This is a genomic window from Enterobacter sp. BWH52, assembly GCF_001037565.1.
GTDB lineage: Bacteria > Pseudomonadota > Gammaproteobacteria > Enterobacterales > Enterobacteriaceae > Enterobacter > Enterobacter hormaechei_C.
On sequence record NZ_KQ089854.1, the window covers coordinates 2,824,625 to 2,842,814 of the forward strand.

At 56.5% G+C, this 18,190-nt stretch carries 19 protein-coding genes; 10 read left to right on the top strand and 9 right to left on the bottom strand.

Annotated features, from left to right (window positions below; translation table 11 throughout):
• Positions 1-187: 187 nt before the first annotated feature.
• The 7 genes from tcyN to SK47_RS13465 form a co-directional block, all read right to left on the bottom strand.
• A complete protein-coding gene (gene tcyN, locus SK47_RS13435; protein WP_003859634.1) occupies positions 188-940 on the bottom strand; it encodes an L-cystine ABC transporter ATP-binding protein TcyN in 753 nt (250 codons plus the stop codon).
• Positions 937-1,605: a cystine ABC transporter permease gene (gene tcyL, locus SK47_RS13440; RefSeq protein ID WP_048244473.1), complete on the bottom strand. Its 669-nt coding sequence runs from the start codon at positions 1,603-1,605 to the stop codon at positions 937-939. The genes tcyN and tcyL overlap by 4 nt, the downstream gene beginning before the upstream one ends.
• Before the next feature lie 21 nt (positions 1,606-1,626).
• The gene (gene dcyD / locus SK47_RS13445; protein ID WP_003859630.1) at positions 1,627-2,613 is read right to left on the bottom strand and encodes a D-cysteine desulfhydrase; all 987 of its coding nucleotides are present in this window, start codon (positions 2,611-2,613) and stop codon (positions 1,627-1,629) included.
• A gap of 103 nt (positions 2,614-2,716) precedes the next feature.
• Entirely contained in the window at positions 2,717-3,517 is an 801-nt protein-coding gene (tcyJ, locus tag SK47_RS13450) for a cystine ABC transporter substrate-binding protein (RefSeq protein WP_032665904.1), read from the bottom strand.
• A gap of 86 nt (positions 3,518-3,603) precedes the next feature.
• Positions 3,604-4,155 carry a flagella biosynthesis regulatory protein FliZ gene (fliZ, locus tag SK47_RS13455; protein ID WP_015570235.1) on the bottom strand — a complete coding sequence of 184 codons (552 nt, stop codon included), beginning with the start codon at positions 4,153-4,155 and terminating at the stop codon, positions 3,604-3,606.
• A 54-nt stretch (positions 4,156-4,209) separates the two neighbouring features.
• Positions 4,210-4,929 (bottom strand): RNA polymerase sigma factor FliA, encoded by a 720-nt coding sequence (locus tag SK47_RS13460; protein WP_003859623.1) that lies wholly within the window; start codon positions 4,927-4,929, stop codon positions 4,210-4,212.
• Positions 4,930-5,092: 163 nt separating this feature from the next.
• Positions 5,093-6,187 carry a FliC/FljB family flagellin gene (locus SK47_RS13465; protein ID WP_048244475.1) on the bottom strand — a complete coding sequence of 365 codons (1,095 nt, stop codon included), beginning with the start codon at positions 6,185-6,187 and terminating at the stop codon, positions 5,093-5,095.
• Between the two features lie 269 nt (positions 6,188-6,456).
• Here SK47_RS13465 and fliD point away from each other — a divergent pair, with 269 nt between their 5' ends.
• The 4 genes from fliD (at position 6,457) to amyA (ending at position 10,267) form a co-directional block, all read left to right on the top strand.
• Entirely contained in the window at positions 6,457-7,869 is a 1,413-nt protein-coding gene (fliD, locus tag SK47_RS13470) for a flagellar filament capping protein FliD (protein ID WP_048244476.1), read from the top strand.
• Between the two features lie 30 nt (positions 7,870-7,899).
• Entirely contained in the window at positions 7,900-8,310 is a 411-nt protein-coding gene (fliS, locus tag SK47_RS13475) for a flagellar export chaperone FliS (RefSeq protein ID WP_048244478.1), read from the top strand.
• The gene (fliT, locus tag SK47_RS13480; RefSeq protein WP_003859615.1) at positions 8,310-8,681 is read left to right on the top strand and encodes a flagella biosynthesis regulatory protein FliT; all 372 of its coding nucleotides are present in this window, start codon (positions 8,310-8,312) and stop codon (positions 8,679-8,681) included. The genes fliS and fliT overlap by 1 nt, the downstream gene beginning before the upstream one ends.
• A gap of 98 nt (positions 8,682-8,779) precedes the next feature.
• The gene (gene amyA, locus SK47_RS13485; protein WP_048244480.1) at positions 8,780-10,267 is read left to right on the top strand and encodes an alpha-amylase; all 1,488 of its coding nucleotides are present in this window, start codon (positions 8,780-8,782) and stop codon (positions 10,265-10,267) included.
• Positions 10,268-10,712: 445 nt separating this feature from the next.
• On the opposite strand, the gene yedD is transcribed toward amyA, so the two are convergent.
• Positions 10,713-11,126, bottom strand: a complete 414-nt coding sequence (yedD, locus tag SK47_RS13490; RefSeq protein ID WP_022648547.1) for a lipoprotein YedD — start codon at positions 11,124-11,126, stop codon at positions 10,713-10,715.
• Between the two features lie 74 nt (positions 11,127-11,200).
• Entirely contained in the window at positions 11,201-11,515 is a 315-nt protein-coding gene (gene fliE / locus SK47_RS13495; protein ID WP_048244482.1) for a flagellar hook-basal body complex protein FliE, read from the bottom strand.
• A gap of 228 nt (positions 11,516-11,743) precedes the next feature.
• On the opposite strand from fliE, the gene fliF reads away from it, so the two are divergent.
• Genes fliF through fliK form a run of 6 tightly spaced genes read left to right on the top strand, consistent with a single transcriptional unit; the run spans position 11,744 to position 18,163 of the window.
• Complete coding sequence (fliF, locus tag SK47_RS13500) at positions 11,744-13,426, top strand: flagellar basal-body MS-ring/collar protein FliF (protein ID WP_048244484.1); 1,683 nt, start codon at positions 11,744-11,746, stop codon at positions 13,424-13,426.
• Entirely contained in the window at positions 13,419-14,417 is a 999-nt protein-coding gene (fliG, locus tag SK47_RS13505) for a flagellar motor switch protein FliG (RefSeq protein ID WP_003859608.1), read from the top strand. Before fliF ends, fliG begins: the two co-directional genes overlap by 8 nt.
• Positions 14,410-15,117: a flagellar assembly protein FliH gene (fliH, locus tag SK47_RS13510; RefSeq protein ID WP_045330338.1), complete on the top strand. Its 708-nt coding sequence runs from the start codon at positions 14,410-14,412 to the stop codon at positions 15,115-15,117. Before fliG ends, fliH begins: the two co-directional genes overlap by 8 nt.
• Positions 15,117-16,487, top strand: coding sequence for a flagellar protein export ATPase FliI (fliI, locus tag SK47_RS13515; protein WP_045330340.1), 1,371 nt, complete (start codon positions 15,117-15,119; stop codon positions 16,485-16,487). The genes fliH and fliI overlap by 1 nt, the downstream gene beginning before the upstream one ends.
• 21 nt (positions 16,488-16,508) lie before the next feature.
• The gene (gene fliJ, locus SK47_RS13520; RefSeq protein ID WP_006811155.1) at positions 16,509-16,952 is read left to right on the top strand and encodes a flagellar export protein FliJ; all 444 of its coding nucleotides are present in this window, start codon (positions 16,509-16,511) and stop codon (positions 16,950-16,952) included.
• The gene (gene fliK / locus SK47_RS13525) at positions 16,949-18,163 is read left to right on the top strand and encodes a flagellar hook length control protein FliK (protein ID WP_032609585.1); all 1,215 of its coding nucleotides are present in this window, start codon (positions 16,949-16,951) and stop codon (positions 18,161-18,163) included. The genes fliJ and fliK overlap by 4 nt, the downstream gene beginning before the upstream one ends.
• Positions 18,164-18,190: the final 27 nt, after the last annotated feature.

The following is an 18,190-nucleotide window of genomic DNA, read 5'->3' on the forward strand; positions in this document are numbered from 1 at the left end:
ATTATGGTGAATATAACCTAACACATTTAGCATGATTATTTATATAAAATATCGGCCACAGGCAGATTATCTTTAATTTGGCGATGGCTTATCCACTTCAGGCGGAATAAAAAAGCAACAGAACGGAGTTTAAGGGAGGATTATTTGCTCCAGAAGCGGCATCTGGAGCAAATTGAACGCTAAAATGCTACTGCATCAAGAATTTTTCAAGGAACTGACGGGTACGGGGCTGCTGCGGATTGGCAAACAGCGCTTTAGCTGGCCCCTGCTCAACTATTCTCCCCTGATCCATGAAAATAGCCCGATCGGCAACGTCGCGGGCGAAGCTCATTTCATGCGTCACAATCACCATCGTGCGTTTCTCCTGCGCCAGCTGTCGGATGGTGTTCAGCACTTCCCCGACCAGCTCAGGATCGAGCGCGGATGTGGGTTCGTCAAACAGGATCACATCAGGGCGCATCGCCAGCGCGCGTGCAATAGCGACACGCTGCTGCTGCCCGCCAGATAAGCGACGCGGATAGCTCGTCTCCTTCCCTGCCAGGCCAACCTTCGCCAGCAGCTCGCGGGCGCGGACCGTGGCGTCTTCCTTAGGTTCCCCCTTGACGATGACCGGCCCTTCAATAATGTTTTCCAGCACCGTGCGGTGCGGGAAGAGATTAAAGCTCTGGAACACGAAGCCGACATGCTGGCGCAGGCGGCGAATCAGCCCTTTTTGCTGGCTGATAGGTTTCCCGGTATCAATGGTGATATCACCCACGCGGATCGTCCCGCCTTCGGGCTGCTCCAGTAAATTGATGCTGCGCAGCAGCGTGGTTTTGCCTGACCCGCTCGGGCCGATAATTGCCACCACTTCGCCCTGCTCAACCTCAAGATCAATGCCATGCAGCACCGTTTGCCCGTGGAATTTTTTCACCAGGTTTTTGACGTCAATTGCACTCATTTTGGATCACGCTCCTGGCGGTTAAGCTGGTTTTCAAAATAGTTTTGCAGAGCGGACAGCACCGTCGCCATCACCCAGTAAATCAGCGAGGCCGCCAGATACATAGTAAACACTTCCAGCGTACGCGAGGTGATCAGCTGCGCCTGACGGAACAGCTCCGGCACCTGAATGGTCGCCGCAAGGGAGGTGTCTTTCACCAGGCTGATAAAGCTGTTGCTCAGCGGCGGCAGCGCCACGCGCGCCGCCTGGGGCAGGATCGCCCGGCGCAGCGTCTGCCACGGGGTCATCCCGATACTGGCCGCCGCTTCCCACTGCCCTTCATCGATGGAGGAGATCGCCGCACGCAGCGTTTCAGAGGTGTACGCCGCCGTATTCAGCGACAGGCCAATCATCGCCGCCGGGATCGGATCCAGCTCGATACCGAACTGTGGCAGCCCGTAGTAAATCATAAACAGCTGAGCGATAAGCGGCGTTCCGCGGAACACGGAGATGTAAAACCGCGCCAGCCACCGCACCGGCCAGATGTTGGACATGCGCATCAGTGCCAGCACAAACCCGAGCACCAGCCCGAAGAACATCCCGCCGATACTGAGCTGTAAAGTAAACACCGCGCCTTTAAGCAAGAACGGCAGCGAATCAATAACCAGTTGAATACTTTCTTGCATTATTATTTTTCTACCTGATTTTTAGACATGAGGATGATAGGCAAACAGCGCAGGCGCTCCGCCAGTATGAACAAACAAAATAGGTCCTTCATCCTTAAAGCGCTTCCGGGCGATGCCGTCGATCAGGCCCGCCATTGCCTTACCGGTATAGACCGGGTCAAGCAGAATACCTTCGAGACGGGCCAGCAGCTTAACGGCCTCCATCCCTTCATCATTGGGGGTGCCATAGCCCGGCGCGAAATAGTCATCCCACAGCAATATTTCCGCCTTCGCCTGAAGCGCAAGCTGTTCAGCCACCGCCTGTTGCAGGGTGACGACTTTCGGCTTTTGGTCCGCAACGCTTCTGGAAACCGTCACGCCAATCAGCTCGACCTCCGGCATCAGCTGCTCAAGCCCGACCGCTAAACCGGCATGGGTCCCCGCACTGCCGGACGCCACCACCACCGAGGATAAACTTACCGCGCCTTCGCACTGCTGAGCGATTTCCAGCGCGCTCTCAACATAGCCGAGGGCACCCAGCGCATTCGAGCCGCCAACCGGGATCACGTACGGACGAAAACCCTGCGCTTCCAGACGCGTCGCCAGCTCGTCGAGCTGTGCTGCCGGGTCGGTCAACGCGTCGACCATTTCAACCTGCACGTTGAACAGATCCAGCAGCAGACGGTTACCGTTAGTCAGGTAATTCTCTGCCTGCGTCCCGATCGGGTTCTCCAGCAGGGCTACGCAGTGGAGCCCCAGCTTCGCCGCCACTGCCGCCGTCTGGCGAACGTGGTTAGACTGAATTGCCCCGGCGGTGATCAGCGTATCCGCCCCCTCGCGCAGGGCATCGGCGGCGAGAAATTCCAGCTTGCGCAGCTTATTCCCGCCCATCGCCATGGGCGTCACATCGTCACGCTTAATGAAAATATCGCGCCCCAGATAGTCAGAAAATCTCGGGAGAAACTCCAGCGGCGTGGGTGCGCCGATAAATTCCAGACGGGGAAAGCGCGTTAAATTCTGTAGTGACATGGTTCCTCCGGTCACGCAAACAATTGTTATTTCATTATGCACGCAGACGCGCGAGAAATAAAAAAGGCGCTTTTAAAAGCGCCTTTTTTTGTCAGTCAGAGACTTATTTCGTCACGTCTGCGCCGAACCACTTCTCAGAAAGCGCCTTCAGGCTACCGTCTTTCTGCATCTCAGCAATGGCGCCATCGATGGCTTTCAGCAGATCCTCGTTACCCTTACGCACCGCCACGCCGGACTCCTGACGGGAGAACGCATCACCCGCGACAGCCAGGGAATTGTTGGTTTTCTTCACCAGATCCAGCGCTGCCAGGCGGTCAACCAGAATGGCGTCGATACGGCCTACGCGCAGATCCTGGTATTTCGTCGGGTCATCATCGTAGGTACGGATGTCCACGCCCTGCACGTTCTGGCGCAGCCACTCTTCGTAGTTGGTGCCCAGACCGACGCCGACTTTCTTACCTTTCAGATCCGCTGCGGACTTGATGCTGCCTTCGTTACCTTTCTTCACCAGCGCCTGAATACCGGACACGGTGTACGGCGTGGAGAAGTCATACTTCTTCTTACGTTCGTCAGAAATGGTTACCTGGTTAATCACCACGTCAATACGTTTGGAATCCAGTGACGCCAGCATCCCATCCCATTTGGTGGGTTTCAGGGAGGCTTTAACGCCGAGGTGTTTTGCCAGCTCCTGCGCAAACTCCACTTCAAAACCGGTCAGTTTACCGTCGTCACCCTGGAAGCTGAACGGAGGATAGGTTCCTTCCAGCCCAACCAGCAGCGTGCCGCGCTCTTTAACTTTGTTGAGCAGATTCTCTGCCGCGAACGTTTTCACGCTCATCCCCGCGACCAGCGCAACGGCCATCATCCCCATCAGCGCCTGACGACCCAGAAGTGCTAATTTCATAAGTACTCCGATACAGTGGAATTTTTGAGTAGTGTAGAGAAATCGCCTGCAACGTCAAAGGCGGCTGCGCTACATCTTATTCTTTTTTAATATATATCAGAAGTTGTTCCGGCGCGGACTTTCTGCTTTATGACGCCCGGCATCTGGACTTTATATTGTGCATACTTTCGCAGCGCGATGCGGTAATTGTTGGTACTGGTGGCGGGCAGCCAGGGCTCCAGGTTTTCATCCAGGTATCCGGTCGTCAGCAGATCGCGGGAGATATTTTGCATGGTCAAATGCTGACCCAGGCGGCGCAGGCGAACCACGTATTCACGCACGGTGCCGTGACTCATCTCGGTTTGTTCAAACAGGAACTGCTTGAAGCCGATAATATCGAAGAAGTCGCTTTGCTCTTTGCAATGGAGATCGCCACAGAAACGGCAAAGCGCTACCCACTCTTTTTGCTCTTCAAGCCAGGCGGCTTCATCCATCAGCGTATCGAGGCGGGAAATCGCAATCTTATTCACGATTTCACCGCGACGAACCAGCGTGATGCGGTCGAGTAATTTTTTACAGTGGGCGCAATGCGTCTGGCTGTGTTTAAAGTCTTTCAGGTAGCGGCTTAAAGGCCGTCTTTTAGATTGCTGCACCGTCATGATAACTCCTGGTTGTCAATACGTTGTGCGGCATTTCCAAGGCGAATGACTCACCTATAACTTACCCAGTTTTGTGCGCAGGCGTTTAATGGCCTGACTGTGCAGCTGGCTCACCCGTGACTCGCCCACCTCCAGCACGGCGCCAATCTCTTTGAGATTGAGCTCTTCCTGGTAATAGAGGGTTAACACCAGTTGCTCACGTTCCGGTAAAGCTTCAATCGCTTCCATCACGCGCTGGCGTAAATTCCCTTCCAGTAAGTGGTGTAACGGGTTTTCTTGCTGATGTTCATCCGTCACCAGTTCGATGCTATCGCCATGCTCTTCGCGCCACTCATCATAAGAGAAGAGTTGGCTGTTATTGGTATCGAGCAACATCTGACGATATTCTTCAACAGGAATGCCCAGACGTTCCGCCACTTCGGTTTCCGTCGCGTTGCGCCCCAGTTCCTGTTCCAGCTGCCCCATCGCATGCGCCACTTCGCGGGCGTTGCGGCGAACGCTGCGCGGCACCCAGTCGCGGCTGCGCAGCTCGTCCAGCATCGCACCACGAATACGCTGCACTGCGTAAGTCGTAAATGCCGTTCCTTGCAGAGCGTCGTACCGGTCAACTGCATTCAATAACCCGATACCGCCCGCCTGTAGCAGATCGTCCAGTTCCACGCTCGCCGGCAAACGCACCTGGAGGCGCAATGCTTCGTGACGCACCAGCGGAACATAACGCTGCCACAGCGAGTGTTTATCCATTACACCTTCAGCGGTATAGAGTGAATTCACGATAAACAGCCCTGCGTTAGTTGAGTTATCGGCATGATTATCCGATTCTGGAGGGGTTTTAATCGGGTGAATAGTGGGTGAAATGAGGGGTTATTTGGGGGGTTACGCTTGTGCGTGGATAGAAAAAACCCCGCCGAAGCGGGGTTTTAGCTTAATCAGGTGATTAGCCTTGCAGCAGAGACAGAACCTGCGGAGGAACCTGGTTAGCTTTGGACAGCACGGAGTTACCGGCCTGCTGGATGATCTGCGCTTTAGACATGTTGGACACTTCGGTCGCATAGTCGGCGTCCTGAATACGGGACTGCGCTTCAGACAGGTTGGTGGTGGTGTTGTTCAGGTTGGTCACCGCAGAGCTCAGACGGTTCTGTACCGCACCCAGAGAAGAACGGAATTCATCTACTGACGCGATTGCTGAGTCCAATGCTGCCAGAGGGCTAGCTGTTTTGGTGACAGAATTATCATTCACAGCATTAGTAGTGGTAGTTACTACAGCTGTGTCTACAGTTGGTGGGGTAGCAGCGGCATCACCTTTAGTGAATGCAACGGTTGCCTTGGTGTAGTTACCATCTGCATCCTTAGTTGCGTACTGAGTATCACCGTTTGTATCTTCATAGGTATACAAGTCAACAGCTTTGCCGGCAGTATCCTTCACATCTGCACTAGCAACTTTTACTTCTGCATCACTAGCATCTTTACCTGTTAAAGTTGCTCCAACCGCTGTGAAACCACTGGTTACGTTGAAGTCATTGAGGCCCAGTTTAGTTGAATTGATTTCTCTTAAGTTAATTGAGATAGTCTCGCCATCATTCGCACCAACCTGAATTTTCATTTCCCCGGTTTTAGACAGCACATTCACGCCGTTGAACTGAGTCTGCTTGGAAACACGGTCGATCTCTTCCAGGCGGGATTTAATTTCATCCTGGATTGAAGACAGGTCAGAATCAGAGTTAGTACCGGTCGTTGCCTGAACGGTCAGTTCACGAACACGCTGAAGGTTGTTGTTGATTTCAGACAGTGCGCCTTCAGTGGTCTGCGCCAGAGAGATACCGTCGTTAGCGTTACGTGCAGCCTGAGTCAGACCTTTGATGTTAGAGGTGAAGCGGTTAGAGATTGCCTGGCCCGCAGCGTCATCTTTCGCGCTGTTGATACGCAGACCAGAAGACAGACGCTCGATAGAAGAAGACAGAGCGGACTGGTTCTTGTTGATGTTGTTCTGAGTGATCAGCGAGAGGCTGTTGGTATTAATGACTTGTGCCATGATTTCGATTCCTGTTGTTCATCAAATCTGTTTGGTTAGATTTGGGTTTCCACCCTTCGGCTTCATCGCCGTCAAAGGTGTTATCGTCTGGTCCAAACCAACCTTTAGATTTTTTTTCAGGATCGCGTTAATTTTTTTAGCCACGGAAAAGCTCTTCTCTATTACCGTTATTCCCGCCATTAAAAAAAAGAAATTAACCGTAAACTTTCCCCCATAAAAGCCGATAACCCCACTATTCGTTCTACGTGTCGATAGATTAAGGAATAAATATGGCAAGTATTTCATCATTGGGGATTGGATCGGGTCTTAAGTTAGCAGACATTCTGGATAGTCTGACCAAGGCCGAAAAAGAGCAGCTGACGCCGATTTCCAAACAACAGTCATCTTATACCGCCAAGCTGAGCGCTTACGGCACGTTGAAGAGTTCACTGGAAGCCTTTCAGACTGCCAACACCGCGCTGAATAAAGCCGACCTGTTTACGGCGACCAGCACGTCGAGCAGCTCCACAGCATTCAGCGCCACCACTACCGGCAGCGCGATTGCCGGTAAATACACCATCAGCGTGTCGCAGCTGGCGCAGGCGCAAACCCTGACGACCAAAAATGCGCAGCCGGATACCAAAACGGCCATTGCCACGGCTGACAGCAAGATCACCTTTACCGCCGGTAACGGTAAAGATCCGGTGACCGTCGATATCAGCGCGGCAAACTCCTCGCTGACCGGCATTCGCGATGCGATTAACAAAGCTGACGCCGGCGTGACCGCCAGTATTATTAACGTCGGTAATGGTCAGTATCGTCTGTCCATCACCTCCACCGAAACCGGGGCGGACAACGCGGTCAGCATCAGCGTGAGCGGCGACAGCGCCCTGCAATCCTTTATGGGTTACAACGGCACCAGCACCGATGCCAGCAACGGCATGACGGAAAGCGTCACCGCGCAGAACGCGAAGCTGAAGGTGAATAACGTCGATATCGAAAACAGCAGCAACACCATCAGCGATGCGCTGGAAGATATCACCCTGAACCTGAACGATGTCACCACCGGTAACCAGACGCTGACGATCGCTAAAGATACGTCGAAAGCGGAAACGGCGATGAAAGCCTGGGTGGATGCCTACAACACCCTTCAGGACAGCTTTGCATCGTTAACCAAATATACGGCTGTTGATGCGGGTACAGATGCGCAGGACTCCAGCAACGGCGCCCTGCTCGGAGACAGTACGCTGCGTACTATCCAGACGCAGCTGAAAACCATGCTGGGCAACTCCGTCGGCGGAACCGCCTATAAAACGCTGTCTCAGGTCGTTATTACTTCAGATCCAAGTACGGGTAAGCTGGAGCTGGACAGCGACAAGCTGAAAAAAGCGCTGACGGAGAACCCGTCTGCCGTAAAAGATCTGGTTGTGGGTGACGGTAAAACCACCGGGATCACCACCACCATGGCCACCCATCTGACTGACTGGCTTTCCAGTAAAGGCATTATCCAGGCAGCCAAAGATGGCGTCAGCAAAACGCTGAACAAATTAACGGATCAATATAACTCAGTAAGCGAACGTATTGACGCAAGAGTGGCGCAGTACAAAGCCCAGTTTACCCAGCTGGACGTACTGATGACCTCGCTGAACAACACCAGCAGCTACCTGACGCAGCAGTTCGAAAATACGTCCAGCAACAAGTAGTAAACGCTAATCAGACCCGAGGGGGATAACATGTACGGCGCAAAAGGCACGCAAGCCTACGCAAAGATAGAAGTTGAAAGCGCGGTGATGAGCGCCAGCCAGCAGCAGCTGGTTATCATTCTATTTGATGGAGCCCTCAGCGCGCTGGTACGCGCGCGTCTGTTCCTGGCAGACGGTAATATCCCGGCAAAAGGGCTGGCGCTCTCAAAAGCCATCAACATTATCGAAAACGGGCTGAAGGTTGGCCTGGTGGAAAATAACGGGGATGAGCTTACGCAAAACCTGATTGCCCTTTATGCCTATATGGTACGTCGCCTCCTGCACGCCAACGTGAATAACGACGCCAGCGCCATCGAAGAGGTGGAAAACCTGCTGCGCAATATCGCTGACGGGTGGAAGGAGGTTGCCGGTACGCCACAACTGATGCAGGACGCCGTCTAATGAGTAACGCACCGCAACTTTATGCCCTTTATCAGCAACTCCTTGAGCAGAGCCAGTTGATGTTGCGACTGGCCCGGCAAGGACTATGGGATGATCTGATCATCTGTGAAACCGACTATGTTAATGCGGTGCACTCACTGGCTCGTCTCACTCAGGAAAGTGAACCTTCGACGCAGATTCAGGAGCAGCTTCGCCCGACGCTGCGGGTGATCCTGGACAACGAAGGCCAGGTAAAAACGTTGCTGCAAGCCAGAATGGATGAGCTGGCGAAGCTGGTTGGTCAATCCTCCATCCAGAAAACCGTTCTCTCCACCTACGGTAACCAGGGCGGTCATGTCCTGGTTCCGCAAAGTAATAGCGATATCAATTAGCCATTTAACTGGCGGGCAAACGTTAACCGTTTCGTTCGCCAGGCATTTCTGCCAAACCTGCTCCATACTTGAGTTTCGCGACCTCATGGAGATGGTGCATGCGCAACCCAACACTTTTACAATGTTTTCACTGGTACTACCCCACCGGCGGTGAACTGTGGCGAGAAGTCACGGCATTAGCCCCCAATCTGAACGAAATCGGCATCAATATGGTCTGGTTACCGCCGGCCTACAAAGGGGCATCCGGCGGCTATTCCGTCGGGTATGACTCTTATGACCTTTTCGACCTCGGTGAGTTTGACCAGAAAGGCAGCGTCGCCACCAAATACGGCGATAAAGCCCAGTTGCTGGAGGCCATCAACGCCTTAAAAAGCAACCAGATTGCGGTACTTCTGGACGTGGTGGTCAACCACAAAATGGGGGCCGATGAGAAGGAACCCGTCCGCGTGCAGCGCGTGGATGCGCAGGATCGCACCCAAATCAGCGATGAGATCATCGAATGCGAAGCCTGGACGCGCTACACCTTCCCCGCTCGGGCCGGCCAGTATTCGCAGTTCATTTGGGATTACAAATGCTTTAGCGGTATCGACCACATTGAAAACCCCAATGAGGACGGTATCTTCAAAATCGTCAACGACTACACCGGCGAAGGCTGGAACGATCAGGTCGACGATGAGATGGGCAATTTCGATTACCTCATGGGTGAAAATATTGATTTTCGCAACCATGCGGTGACGGAGGAGATCAAATACTGGGCGCGCTGGGTGATGGAGCAAACCCACTGCGACGGCTTCCGCCTTGACGCGGTAAAACACATCCCGGCCTGGTTCTATAAAGAGTGGATTGAGCACGTCCAGGAGGTGGCCCCGCAGCCGCTGTTTATCGTGGCGGAATACTGGTCACACGAAGTGGATAAATTGCAGCACTACATCAATCAGGTGGACGGCAAAACCATGCTGTTTGATGCGCCACTGCAAATGAAATTTCACGAAGCCTCACGCCAGGGACGCGACTACGATATGAGCCAGATTTTCACCGGTACGCTGGTGGAAGCCGATCCGTTCCATGCCGTGACGCTGGTTGCCAACCACGACACCCAACCCTTGCAGGCGCTGGAAGCCCCAGTTGAAGCCTGGTTCAAACCGCTGGCCTACGCGCTCATCCTGCTGCGTGAAAACGGCGTGCCGAGCGTGTTCTACCCGGATATATTTGGTGCCAGCTATGACGACACCGGCGGGGATGGCGAGACGTATCACATCGATATGCCGGTGATTGAACAACTCCACGAGCTTATCCTCGCCCGGCAGCGTTTTGCCCACGGCGTGCAGACGCTGTTTTTCGATCATCCAAACTGTATTGCGTTCAGCCGCAGCGGGACTGAGGAGCACCCGGGCTGTGTGGTGGTGCTGTCGAATGGTGATGACGGCGAGAAGACGATCTGTCTCGGGGAAAATTACGGCAATAAGACCTGGCGTGATTTTTTAGGCAACCGCGAGGAAACCGTGACCACGGCGGCGGATGGCGAAGGGACGTTCTTCTGTAACGGGGGAAGCGTCAGCGTCTGGGTGATTGAGGACGCGCTGTAGTGCTGGAACAGTGCGGTCTGCGGACCCGCTCCCGAAGCGTACGCCATCCTCACAAAATAATGTCTGCACAGACGGCCCCCTCTCCCTTGAGGGAGAGGGCTGGGGTGAGGGGGAACATACGGCTCTGGTGGTCATTCCGTTCACGTTATGTTCCTTGCTACTCTGTCACGACATGGCCGGTGAACGTGCCAGGGTGGCTCAGTCGCCACCACCCTGGCGACCCGGGCTTCCGGCGGAAAATCGCCGCTTCGCGGTGCCTTCGGCTTATTCCTTCCGGCTTATCGGGGACGGGCGGAGGTAACATCCCTGTAAAGCCCGCCCTCTCGGCGCATCCCTGCGCCTCGCCCCGGCCTACAGGAAACGCCTCAGCGATTTACAGCCGGACCAGAGCATCGCTGAAAGCCTTCAGTCGTTCTCAAACAAGTTTTTTGCTTCGGGTTAAAAGTTACGGAAGCTTACTCTCCAGCGGATTCTTGCTCAGGTAATCTGCGCATTCCACCGTTGGGCGGTCAACCTTGTACAGTTCCATGCCGTCATACTCCAGCGCCGCCCCATCACGATCGAGCGGATAGACGTCTCGTTTTTCGGTCACGTTATAATAATCATCTGAACGCAGCATGATCTTACCCGGCACCGCGATAACGCGCTGCCACTGACGGCAATCCAGGGTATCACCCTCTGGCGTCACCACCAGCGTGGCAATCGCCTCCGGGCTCACCATCGCGCTCTGCGGCCCTTTCGACTGCCAGTAACCTGCCAGATGCGAAGGTGCCGGATGCTTAACCACTTCCTGATAGTTTTCGACCTGAACGCATCCCGCTAACGTCAGCATTGCAGCCACAATTGCTACTTTTTTCATCATCTTTCCTGCATGCGAAGAAAAAAATATTGTGGCATTAAAGCCATCAGGCTGCCAGCGTAAGATTGGAAGGTTTACACCTGCATCCCCATCACGTCCTGGTATGCCGACACCAGCTTGTTACGCACCTGCAACCCCATCTGCAATGACACCGACGCTTTTTGCAGATCGGCCATCACATCGTTGAGCGCCACGCCGGGTTCGCCAAGGGTAAATCTCTCAGCCTGGGTACGGGCCGCGTTTTGCTTGTCGCTGATCCTGTCCAGCGCCGCATGCAGTTGACCGGCGAAACTGACGCCCGGCAGCTGGTCAGCCACGCTCTGATTACGGGCGGTCATCGCCGTTGCCTGTAACTGACTGAGTACCCCTTCAATGCCCTGTATAGCCATGACTCTCCCCTGGATGGTTTTTTACGAGGTCAAGACTAACAGCTTGTCAATAAGATAATGGCGGTAAATAGCGTTAAAAAACCAGGTTATTTGACGCATAGAAAATCCCGAATCATCAAATAATGGCAGGGCCATCAGTATGGAACTTTTGTCGTGTTTGCCGACCCGGGAGTCAGTTTTGTTTCTCTACACGAATAACGTAAACCACCAGGATTTAAGAGGTGCGCAATGAGTGCGACAGCAGCATCGACAGCGCCACAGAATAAATCACTCGAGTGGATGAACCGCCTTCGCGCCAACCCTAAGATCCCGTTGATTGTGGCAGGCGCTGCCGCCATTGCGATCGTTGTCGCGATGGTCTTATGGGCAAAAAGCCCCGATTACCGCACGCTCTACAGCAACCTTTCCGACCAGGATGGCGGTGCCATCGTCACCCAGTTGACCCAGATGAACATCCCGTATCGCTTTGCCGATAACGGCGGTGCACTTGAAGTACCGGCAGATAAAGTGCACGAGCTTCGCCTGCGTCTCGCCCAGCAGGGGCTGCCGAAAGGCGGCGCGGTTGGGTTTGAGCTGCTGGATCAGGAAAAATTCGGCATCAGTCAGTTCAGCGAGCAGGTTAACTACCAGCGCGCGCTGGAAGGTGAGCTGGCCCGTACGATTGAAACCTTAGGCCCGGTGAAAAGTGCCCGTGTGCACCTGGCGATGCCTAAGCCGTCCCTGTTTGTCCGCGAACAAAAGTCCCCTTCTGCCTCTGTGACGGTTAACCTCGAACCTGGCCGTGCGCTGGATGAAGGGCAGATCAGCGCCGTCACGCACCTGGTCTCCAGCGCGGTGGCCGGTCTGCCGCCGGGTAACGTCACGCTGGTGGATCAGATTGGTCATCTGCTGACGCAGTCCAACACCGCCGGGCGCGATCTCAACGACGCCCAGCTGAAATACGCCGCCGACGTGGAAGGCCGTCTTCAGCGTCGCATCGAAGCGATTCTGGGCCCGGTGGTCGGCAGCAGCAATGTGCACGCGCAGGTCACCGCGCAGATTGATTTCTCGAATAAAGAACAGACCGAAGAGCAGTACGCTCCGAACGGGGATGCCTCCCGCGCCGTGTTACGCTCGCGTCAGATCAATGAGTCGGAACAGGTCGGCGGCCAGTATCCTGGCGGTGTGCCGGGCGCGCTCTCTAACCAGCCTGCGCCTGCCAACGCCGCGCCAATCTCCACCCCGCCGGCAAACCCGCAGAACGGTCAGCAAACGAATCAGCAGACGACCTCGACCGCGAACAGTACCGGCCCGCGTAACAGCAGCCGTAACGAAACGACCAACTACGAAGTCGACCGGACCATCCGCCATACCAAACTGAACACGGGCGATATTCAGCGTCTCTCTGTTGCCGTGGTGGTGAACTACAAAACGCTGCCGGATGGTAAACCGCTGCCGCTCACGGCGGAGCAGATGAAGCAGATCGAAGATTTGACCCGCGAAGCGATGGGCTTCTCTGAAAAACGTGGCGATACCCTCAACGTTGTGAACTCACCGTTCAACCCGGTGGATGAGACCGGTGGCGAACTGCCGTTCTGGCAACAGCAGGCGTTCTTCGATCAGCTGATGTCCGCAGGCCGCTGGCTGCTGGTGCTGATTGTCGCGTGGCTGCTGTGGCGTAAGGGCGTTCGTCCTCAGCTACAGCGTCGTGCTGAAGCCGAGAAAGCCGCGCTGGAACAGAAGAACGCGCGTCCGGACGAGGAAGAAGCGGTTGAAGTTCGTCTCAGCAAAGATGAACAGATGCAGCAGCGTCGTGCTAACCAGCGCATGGGCGCAGAGGTGATGAGCCAGCGCATTCGCGAAATGTCAGATAACGATCCGCGCGTCGTCGCGCTGGTCATCCGCGGTTGGATGGGTAACGAACATGAGTAATACGCTTACAGGCACCGATAAGAGCGTCATCCTGCTGATGACCATTGGCGAAGACCGCGCGGCGGAGGTGTTTAAACATCTCTCCCAGAGAGAAGTGCAGATCCTCAGTGCGGCGATGGCCAACGTGCGCCAGATCTCTAACAAGCAGCTGACCGAAGTGCTGGCGGAGTTTGAGCAGGAAGCAGAACAGTTTGCGGCACTCAACGTCAACGCCAACGAATACCTGCGCTCCGTGCTGGTTAAGGCGTTGGGCGAAGAGCGCGCCGCCAGCCTGCTGGAAGATATTCTCGAAACGCGCGACACCGCCAGTGGGATCGAAACGCTCAACTTTATGGAGCCGCAAAGCGCCGCCGATCTTATTCGCGACGAGCACCCGCAGATTATCGCCACCATTCTGGTCCACCTCAAACGGGGCCAGGCGGCCGATATTCTGGCGCTGTTCGACGAGCGCCTGCGCCACGACGTGATGCTGCGTATCGCCACCTTCGGCGGCGTCCAGCCAGCCGCGCTGGCGGAGCTGACCGAAGTGCTGAACAACCTGCTCGACGGCCAGAACCTCAAGCGCAGCAAAATGGGCGGCGTGAGAACGGCAGCGGAAATCATCAACCTGATGAAAACGCAGCAGGAAGAGGCGGTTATTACGGCGGTACGCGAGTTCGACGGCGAGCTGGCGCAGAAAATTATCGACGAGATGTTCCTGTTCGAAAACCTGGTCGAAGTGGACGACCGCAGCATCCAGCGCCTGCTCCAGGAGGTGGACTCCGAATCGCTGCTTATCGCCCTCAAAGGCGCCGAGCAGCCGCTGCGCGAGAAGTTCCTGCGCAACATGTCCCAGCGTGCGGCCGATATCCTGCGCGACGACCTGGCCAACCGTGGCCCGGTACGTCTGTCTCAGGTGGAAAACGAACAGAAAGCGATCCTGCTTATTGTTCGTCGACTGGCCGAAACCGGCGAGATGGTGATTGGCAGCGGAGACGACACCTATGTCTGATGAACTGTCGTGGAAGCGCTGGACGCCTGACGACCTCTCCCCTCCCAGCGCAGAGTTCACCCCTGCCGTTGTGTCGTCCGACGAGGGCGACGCCGGGGCGGGCGAACCCGAGCTGAGTGAAGAGGAACAGCGCGCCCAGTTGCTGGCCCAGATGCAAATGCAGGCGCACGAACAGGGCTTCAATGCAGGGATGAACGAAGGCCGTCAGACCGGGCACGCACAGGGTTATCAGGAAGGGCTGGCGAAAGGTTTAGAGCAGGGCATCGAGCAGGCGCGCCAGCAGCAGGCGCCGCTACATGCTCGCATGCAGCAGCTGGTGAGCGAGTTTCAGCATACGCTGGATGCGCTCGACAGCGTGATTGCCTCGCGCCTGATGCAGATGGCGCTGGAGGCGGCCCGTCAGGTAATCGGCCAGACGCCGGTTGTGGATAACGCCGCGCTGATTAAGCAGATCCAAGGGCTGCTCCAGCAGGAGCCGCTGTTCAGCGGCAAACCGCAGCTGCGCGTTCATCCTGATGATTTGCAGCGCGTGGAAGAGAGCCTCGGCGCGACGCTGAGCCTGCACGGCTGGCGGCTGCGCGGCGATCCGTCACTTCATCATGGAGGCTGTAAGGTCTCGGCGGATGAGGGCGATCTGGATGCCAGCGTCGCGACCCGCTGGCAGGAACTGTGCCGCCTGGCGGCACCGGGAGTCGTCTGATGACCGCTCGCCTTACGCGCTGGCTTAACACGCTTGATAATTTTGAAACGAAGATGGCGCAGCTGCCATCCGTTCGTCGTTATGGACGCCTGACGCGCGCCACCGGTCTGGTTCTGGAAGCCACGGGGCTGCAACTTCCGCTCGGCGCCACCTGCGTGATTGAGCGGCAGGACGGGGGGGAGACGCGTGAAGTGGAAAGCGAAGTGGTCGGGTTCAACGGTCAGCGCCTGTTTCTGATGCCCCTTGAAGAAGTGGAAGGGATTTTGCCCGGCGCCCGCGTCTACGCGAAAAACATTAGCGGTGACGGCCTGCAAAGCGGCAAACAGCTCCCGCTCGGTCCGGCGCTGCTGGGCCGCGTCCTGGACGGAAGCGGCAAACCGCTCGATGGCCTGCCCTCCCCTGATACCACCGAAACCGGCGCGCTGATCACCCAACCCTTCAACCCGCTGCAACGCACGCCAATCGAGCACGTACTGGATACCGGCGTGCGGCCGATTAACGCCCTGCTCACCGTGGGACGCGGCCAGCGTATGGGGCTGTTTGCCGGTTCCGGCGTGGGTAAATCGGTCCTGCTCGGCATGATGGCGCGTTATACCCAGGCTGACGTGATCGTCGTTGGCCTGATTGGTGAGCGTGGTCGCGAAGTCAAAGATTTCATCGAAAACATTCTGGGTACGGAGGGCCGCGCCCGCTCGGTGGTGATCGCCGCGCCTGCGGACGTGTCGCCGCTGCTGCGTATGCAGGGTGCCGCCTACGCCACGCGTATTGCGGAAGATTTCCGCGACCGGGGCCAGCACGTGCTGCTGATTATGGACTCCCTGACCCGCTACGCGATGGCGCAGCGTGAGATTGCGCTGGCCATCGGCGAGCCGCCCGCGACCAAAGGCTACCCGCCGTCGGTCTTCGCCAAGCTCCCGGCGTTGGTTGAGCGCGCGGGGAACGGCATCAGCGGCGGCGGCTCCATCACCGCGTTCTATACGGTACTGACCGAAGGTGATGACCAGCAGGACCCGATTGCCGACTCCGCGCGCGCGATCCTCGACGGCCATATCGTGCTGTCGCGCCGTCTGGCCGAAGCCGGGCACTACCCGGCGATTGATATTGAAGCGTCGATCAGCCGTGCGATGACGGCCTTGATCACCGAGCAACACTACGCCCGCGTGCGTAACTTCAAACAACTGCTCTCCAGCTTCCAGCGCAACCGCGATCTGGTAAGCGTCGGGGCGTACGCCAAAGGCAGCGACCCGATGCTCGATAAAGCGATTGCCCTCTGGCCGCAGCTGGAGGCATTTCTGCAACAGGGTATTTTTGAACGCGCCGACTGGGAAGATTCCCTCCAGGCACTGGAGCTGATTTTCCCGCAGGTGTAACACAGGTGGAGGGCGAAGGTCATGGCGCAGAACAGCGCGTTATCAACGCTGAAAGATCTGGCTGAAAAAGAAGTTGATGATGCCGCATTGCAGCTTGGCGCAATGCGACGCGGGTGCCAGCAGGCTGAAGAACAGTTGAAGATGTTAATCGACTATCAGCATGAATATCGCACCAACCTTAACACCGACATGACGCAGGGCATTGGTAGCCAGCGCTGGATTAACTATCAGCAGTTTATCCAGACGCTGGAAAAGGCGATTGAGCAGCATCGCCAGCAGCTTAACCAGTGGACGCAAAAAGTCGATACCGCGCTGAATTTCTGGCGCGAGAAAAAACAGCGGTTGCAGGCCTGGCAAACCCTACAGGACCGGCAGATTGCAGCCTCGACCCTGGCGGAAAACCGTCTGGATCAGAAAAAAATGGATGAGTTTGCCCAGCGCGCATCAATGAGGAAACCTGAATGATCACACTGCAACAACTGCTGATGACCGACAGCGACCCGTCCGGCGGCACGCTTGCCGGGAAAGGCGCTGAGGGCGCGCAAGATTTTCTCTCTCTGCTGGCGGGCGCGCTGACCGAGACCACTGGCAAAGGCAAAGATGCTCCGCTGACGCTGGCCGATCTAAAAGCGGCGGGAAGCAAGCTGTCGACAGCGGCACAGGAAAAAAACGGTGATACCACGCTCCAGGCCAAAATCGCCGAGCTGCTCTCCCGCCAGGAGACGCTGACCGGTGAAGATACCGCCGTCTCCCTGCAAAGCCTCGTCTCCGGCCTGAAACCCGCCGCGAATACGGATGCGCTGAAGGCGCTAACCCAGCCGGAGGCGAAAACAAACAGCGAGACCACGACTGAAGAAGAGGAGCTGGCCGGGTTAAGCGCGCTGATGGCGATGTTACCGCACCAGCAGACCACCACCCCGGTAGCGACGCAGCCTGCGAGCACCGGGGAGATCGCCCCCCGTGCCGCCCTCCCCTCTGCGCTAGCCCAGACGGATAACGGCCAGCATCAGCCGCTTAGCCATGCGTTAACGGGTCAGGAAAAAATGCCGGTTCAGGACAGCGACACCTCGCTGCCCGCCACGGCAGCCGTTACGCCAGCCGTCGCCGCCGTCGCGGAGAAGCAGGACGTAGCGAGCGCGGCGTCGCCTGCCGCCAGCCCAACCGCGACGCTTGCCCCGATCGTCAGTCACCTGGCGCCTTCACAGCCTGCCGCTACCGTTGCGACAGCGCCGGTGTTAAGCCAGCCGCTGGGCACGCACGAATGGCAGCAGAATCTGAGCCAGCACATCACCCTGTTCACCAGACAGGGACAGCAGACCGCAGAGCTGCGTCTGCACCCGGAAGATCTGGGTCAGGTGCAAATTTCGCTTAAGCTGGATGACAACCAGGCACAGTTGCAGATGGTTTCGCCCCACAGCCACGTTCGCGCGGCGCTGGAAGCGGCCCTGCCGATCCTGCGCACGCAGCTTGCGGAAAACGGCATTCAGCTTTCTCAAAGCAGCGTCAGCAGCGAGGGCTTTGCCGGGCAGCAGCAGTCCTCATCCGGGCAGCAACAGCACGCTTCGCGTTCCGGCCAGCATGGCGGGTTTAACGATGAGAGTGAAGAGTTATTGCCTGCCCCTGCCGCCCTGCAATCCGCCGCGCGCGGCAGCCGTGCCGTAGACATCTTTGCCTAAACGCCAGAGGTAACGTGATTATCCCCG

Coding starts and splice junctions, on each gene's coding strand:
- yedD (WP_022648547.1), bottom strand. CDS start 11,126: ATGAAAAAAGTAGCAATTGTGGCTGCAATGCTGACGTTAGCGGGATGC.
- fliD (WP_048244476.1), top strand. CDS start 6,457: ATGGCAAGTATTTCATCATTGGGGATTGGATCGGGTCTTAAGTTAGCA.
- fliK (WP_032609585.1), top strand. CDS start 16,949: ATGATCACACTGCAACAACTGCTGATGACCGACAGCGACCCGTCCGGC.
- fliG (WP_003859608.1), top strand. CDS start 13,419: ATGAGTAATACGCTTACAGGCACCGATAAGAGCGTCATCCTGCTGATG.
- fliZ (WP_015570235.1), bottom strand. CDS start 4,155: ATGACGGTGCAGCAATCTAAAAGACGGCCTTTAAGCCGCTACCTGAAA.
- fliF (WP_048244484.1), top strand. CDS start 11,744: ATGAGTGCGACAGCAGCATCGACAGCGCCACAGAATAAATCACTCGAG.
- fliE (WP_048244482.1), bottom strand. CDS start 11,515: ATGGCTATACAGGGCATTGAAGGGGTACTCAGTCAGTTACAGGCAACG.
- fliS (WP_048244478.1), top strand. CDS start 7,900: ATGTACGGCGCAAAAGGCACGCAAGCCTACGCAAAGATAGAAGTTGAA.
- dcyD (WP_003859630.1), bottom strand. CDS start 2,613: ATGTCACTACAGAATTTAACGCGCTTTCCCCGTCTGGAATTTATCGGC.
- tcyJ (WP_032665904.1), bottom strand. CDS start 3,517: ATGAAATTAGCACTTCTGGGTCGTCAGGCGCTGATGGGGATGATGGCC.
- fliJ (WP_006811155.1), top strand. CDS start 16,509: ATGGCGCAGAACAGCGCGTTATCAACGCTGAAAGATCTGGCTGAAAAA.
- fliT (WP_003859615.1), top strand. CDS start 8,310: ATGAGTAACGCACCGCAACTTTATGCCCTTTATCAGCAACTCCTTGAG.
- SK47_RS13465 (WP_048244475.1), bottom strand. CDS start 6,187: ATGGCACAAGTCATTAATACCAACAGCCTCTCGCTGATCACTCAGAAC.
- fliH (WP_045330338.1), top strand. CDS start 14,410: ATGTCTGATGAACTGTCGTGGAAGCGCTGGACGCCTGACGACCTCTCC.
- tcyN (WP_003859634.1), bottom strand. CDS start 940: ATGAGTGCAATTGACGTCAAAAACCTGGTGAAAAAATTCCACGGGCAA.
- fliI (WP_045330340.1), top strand. CDS start 15,117: ATGACCGCTCGCCTTACGCGCTGGCTTAACACGCTTGATAATTTTGAA.
- tcyL (WP_048244473.1), bottom strand. CDS start 1,605: ATGCAAGAAAGTATTCAACTGGTTATTGATTCGCTGCCGTTCTTGCTT.
- amyA (WP_048244480.1), top strand. CDS start 8,780: ATGCGCAACCCAACACTTTTACAATGTTTTCACTGGTACTACCCCACC.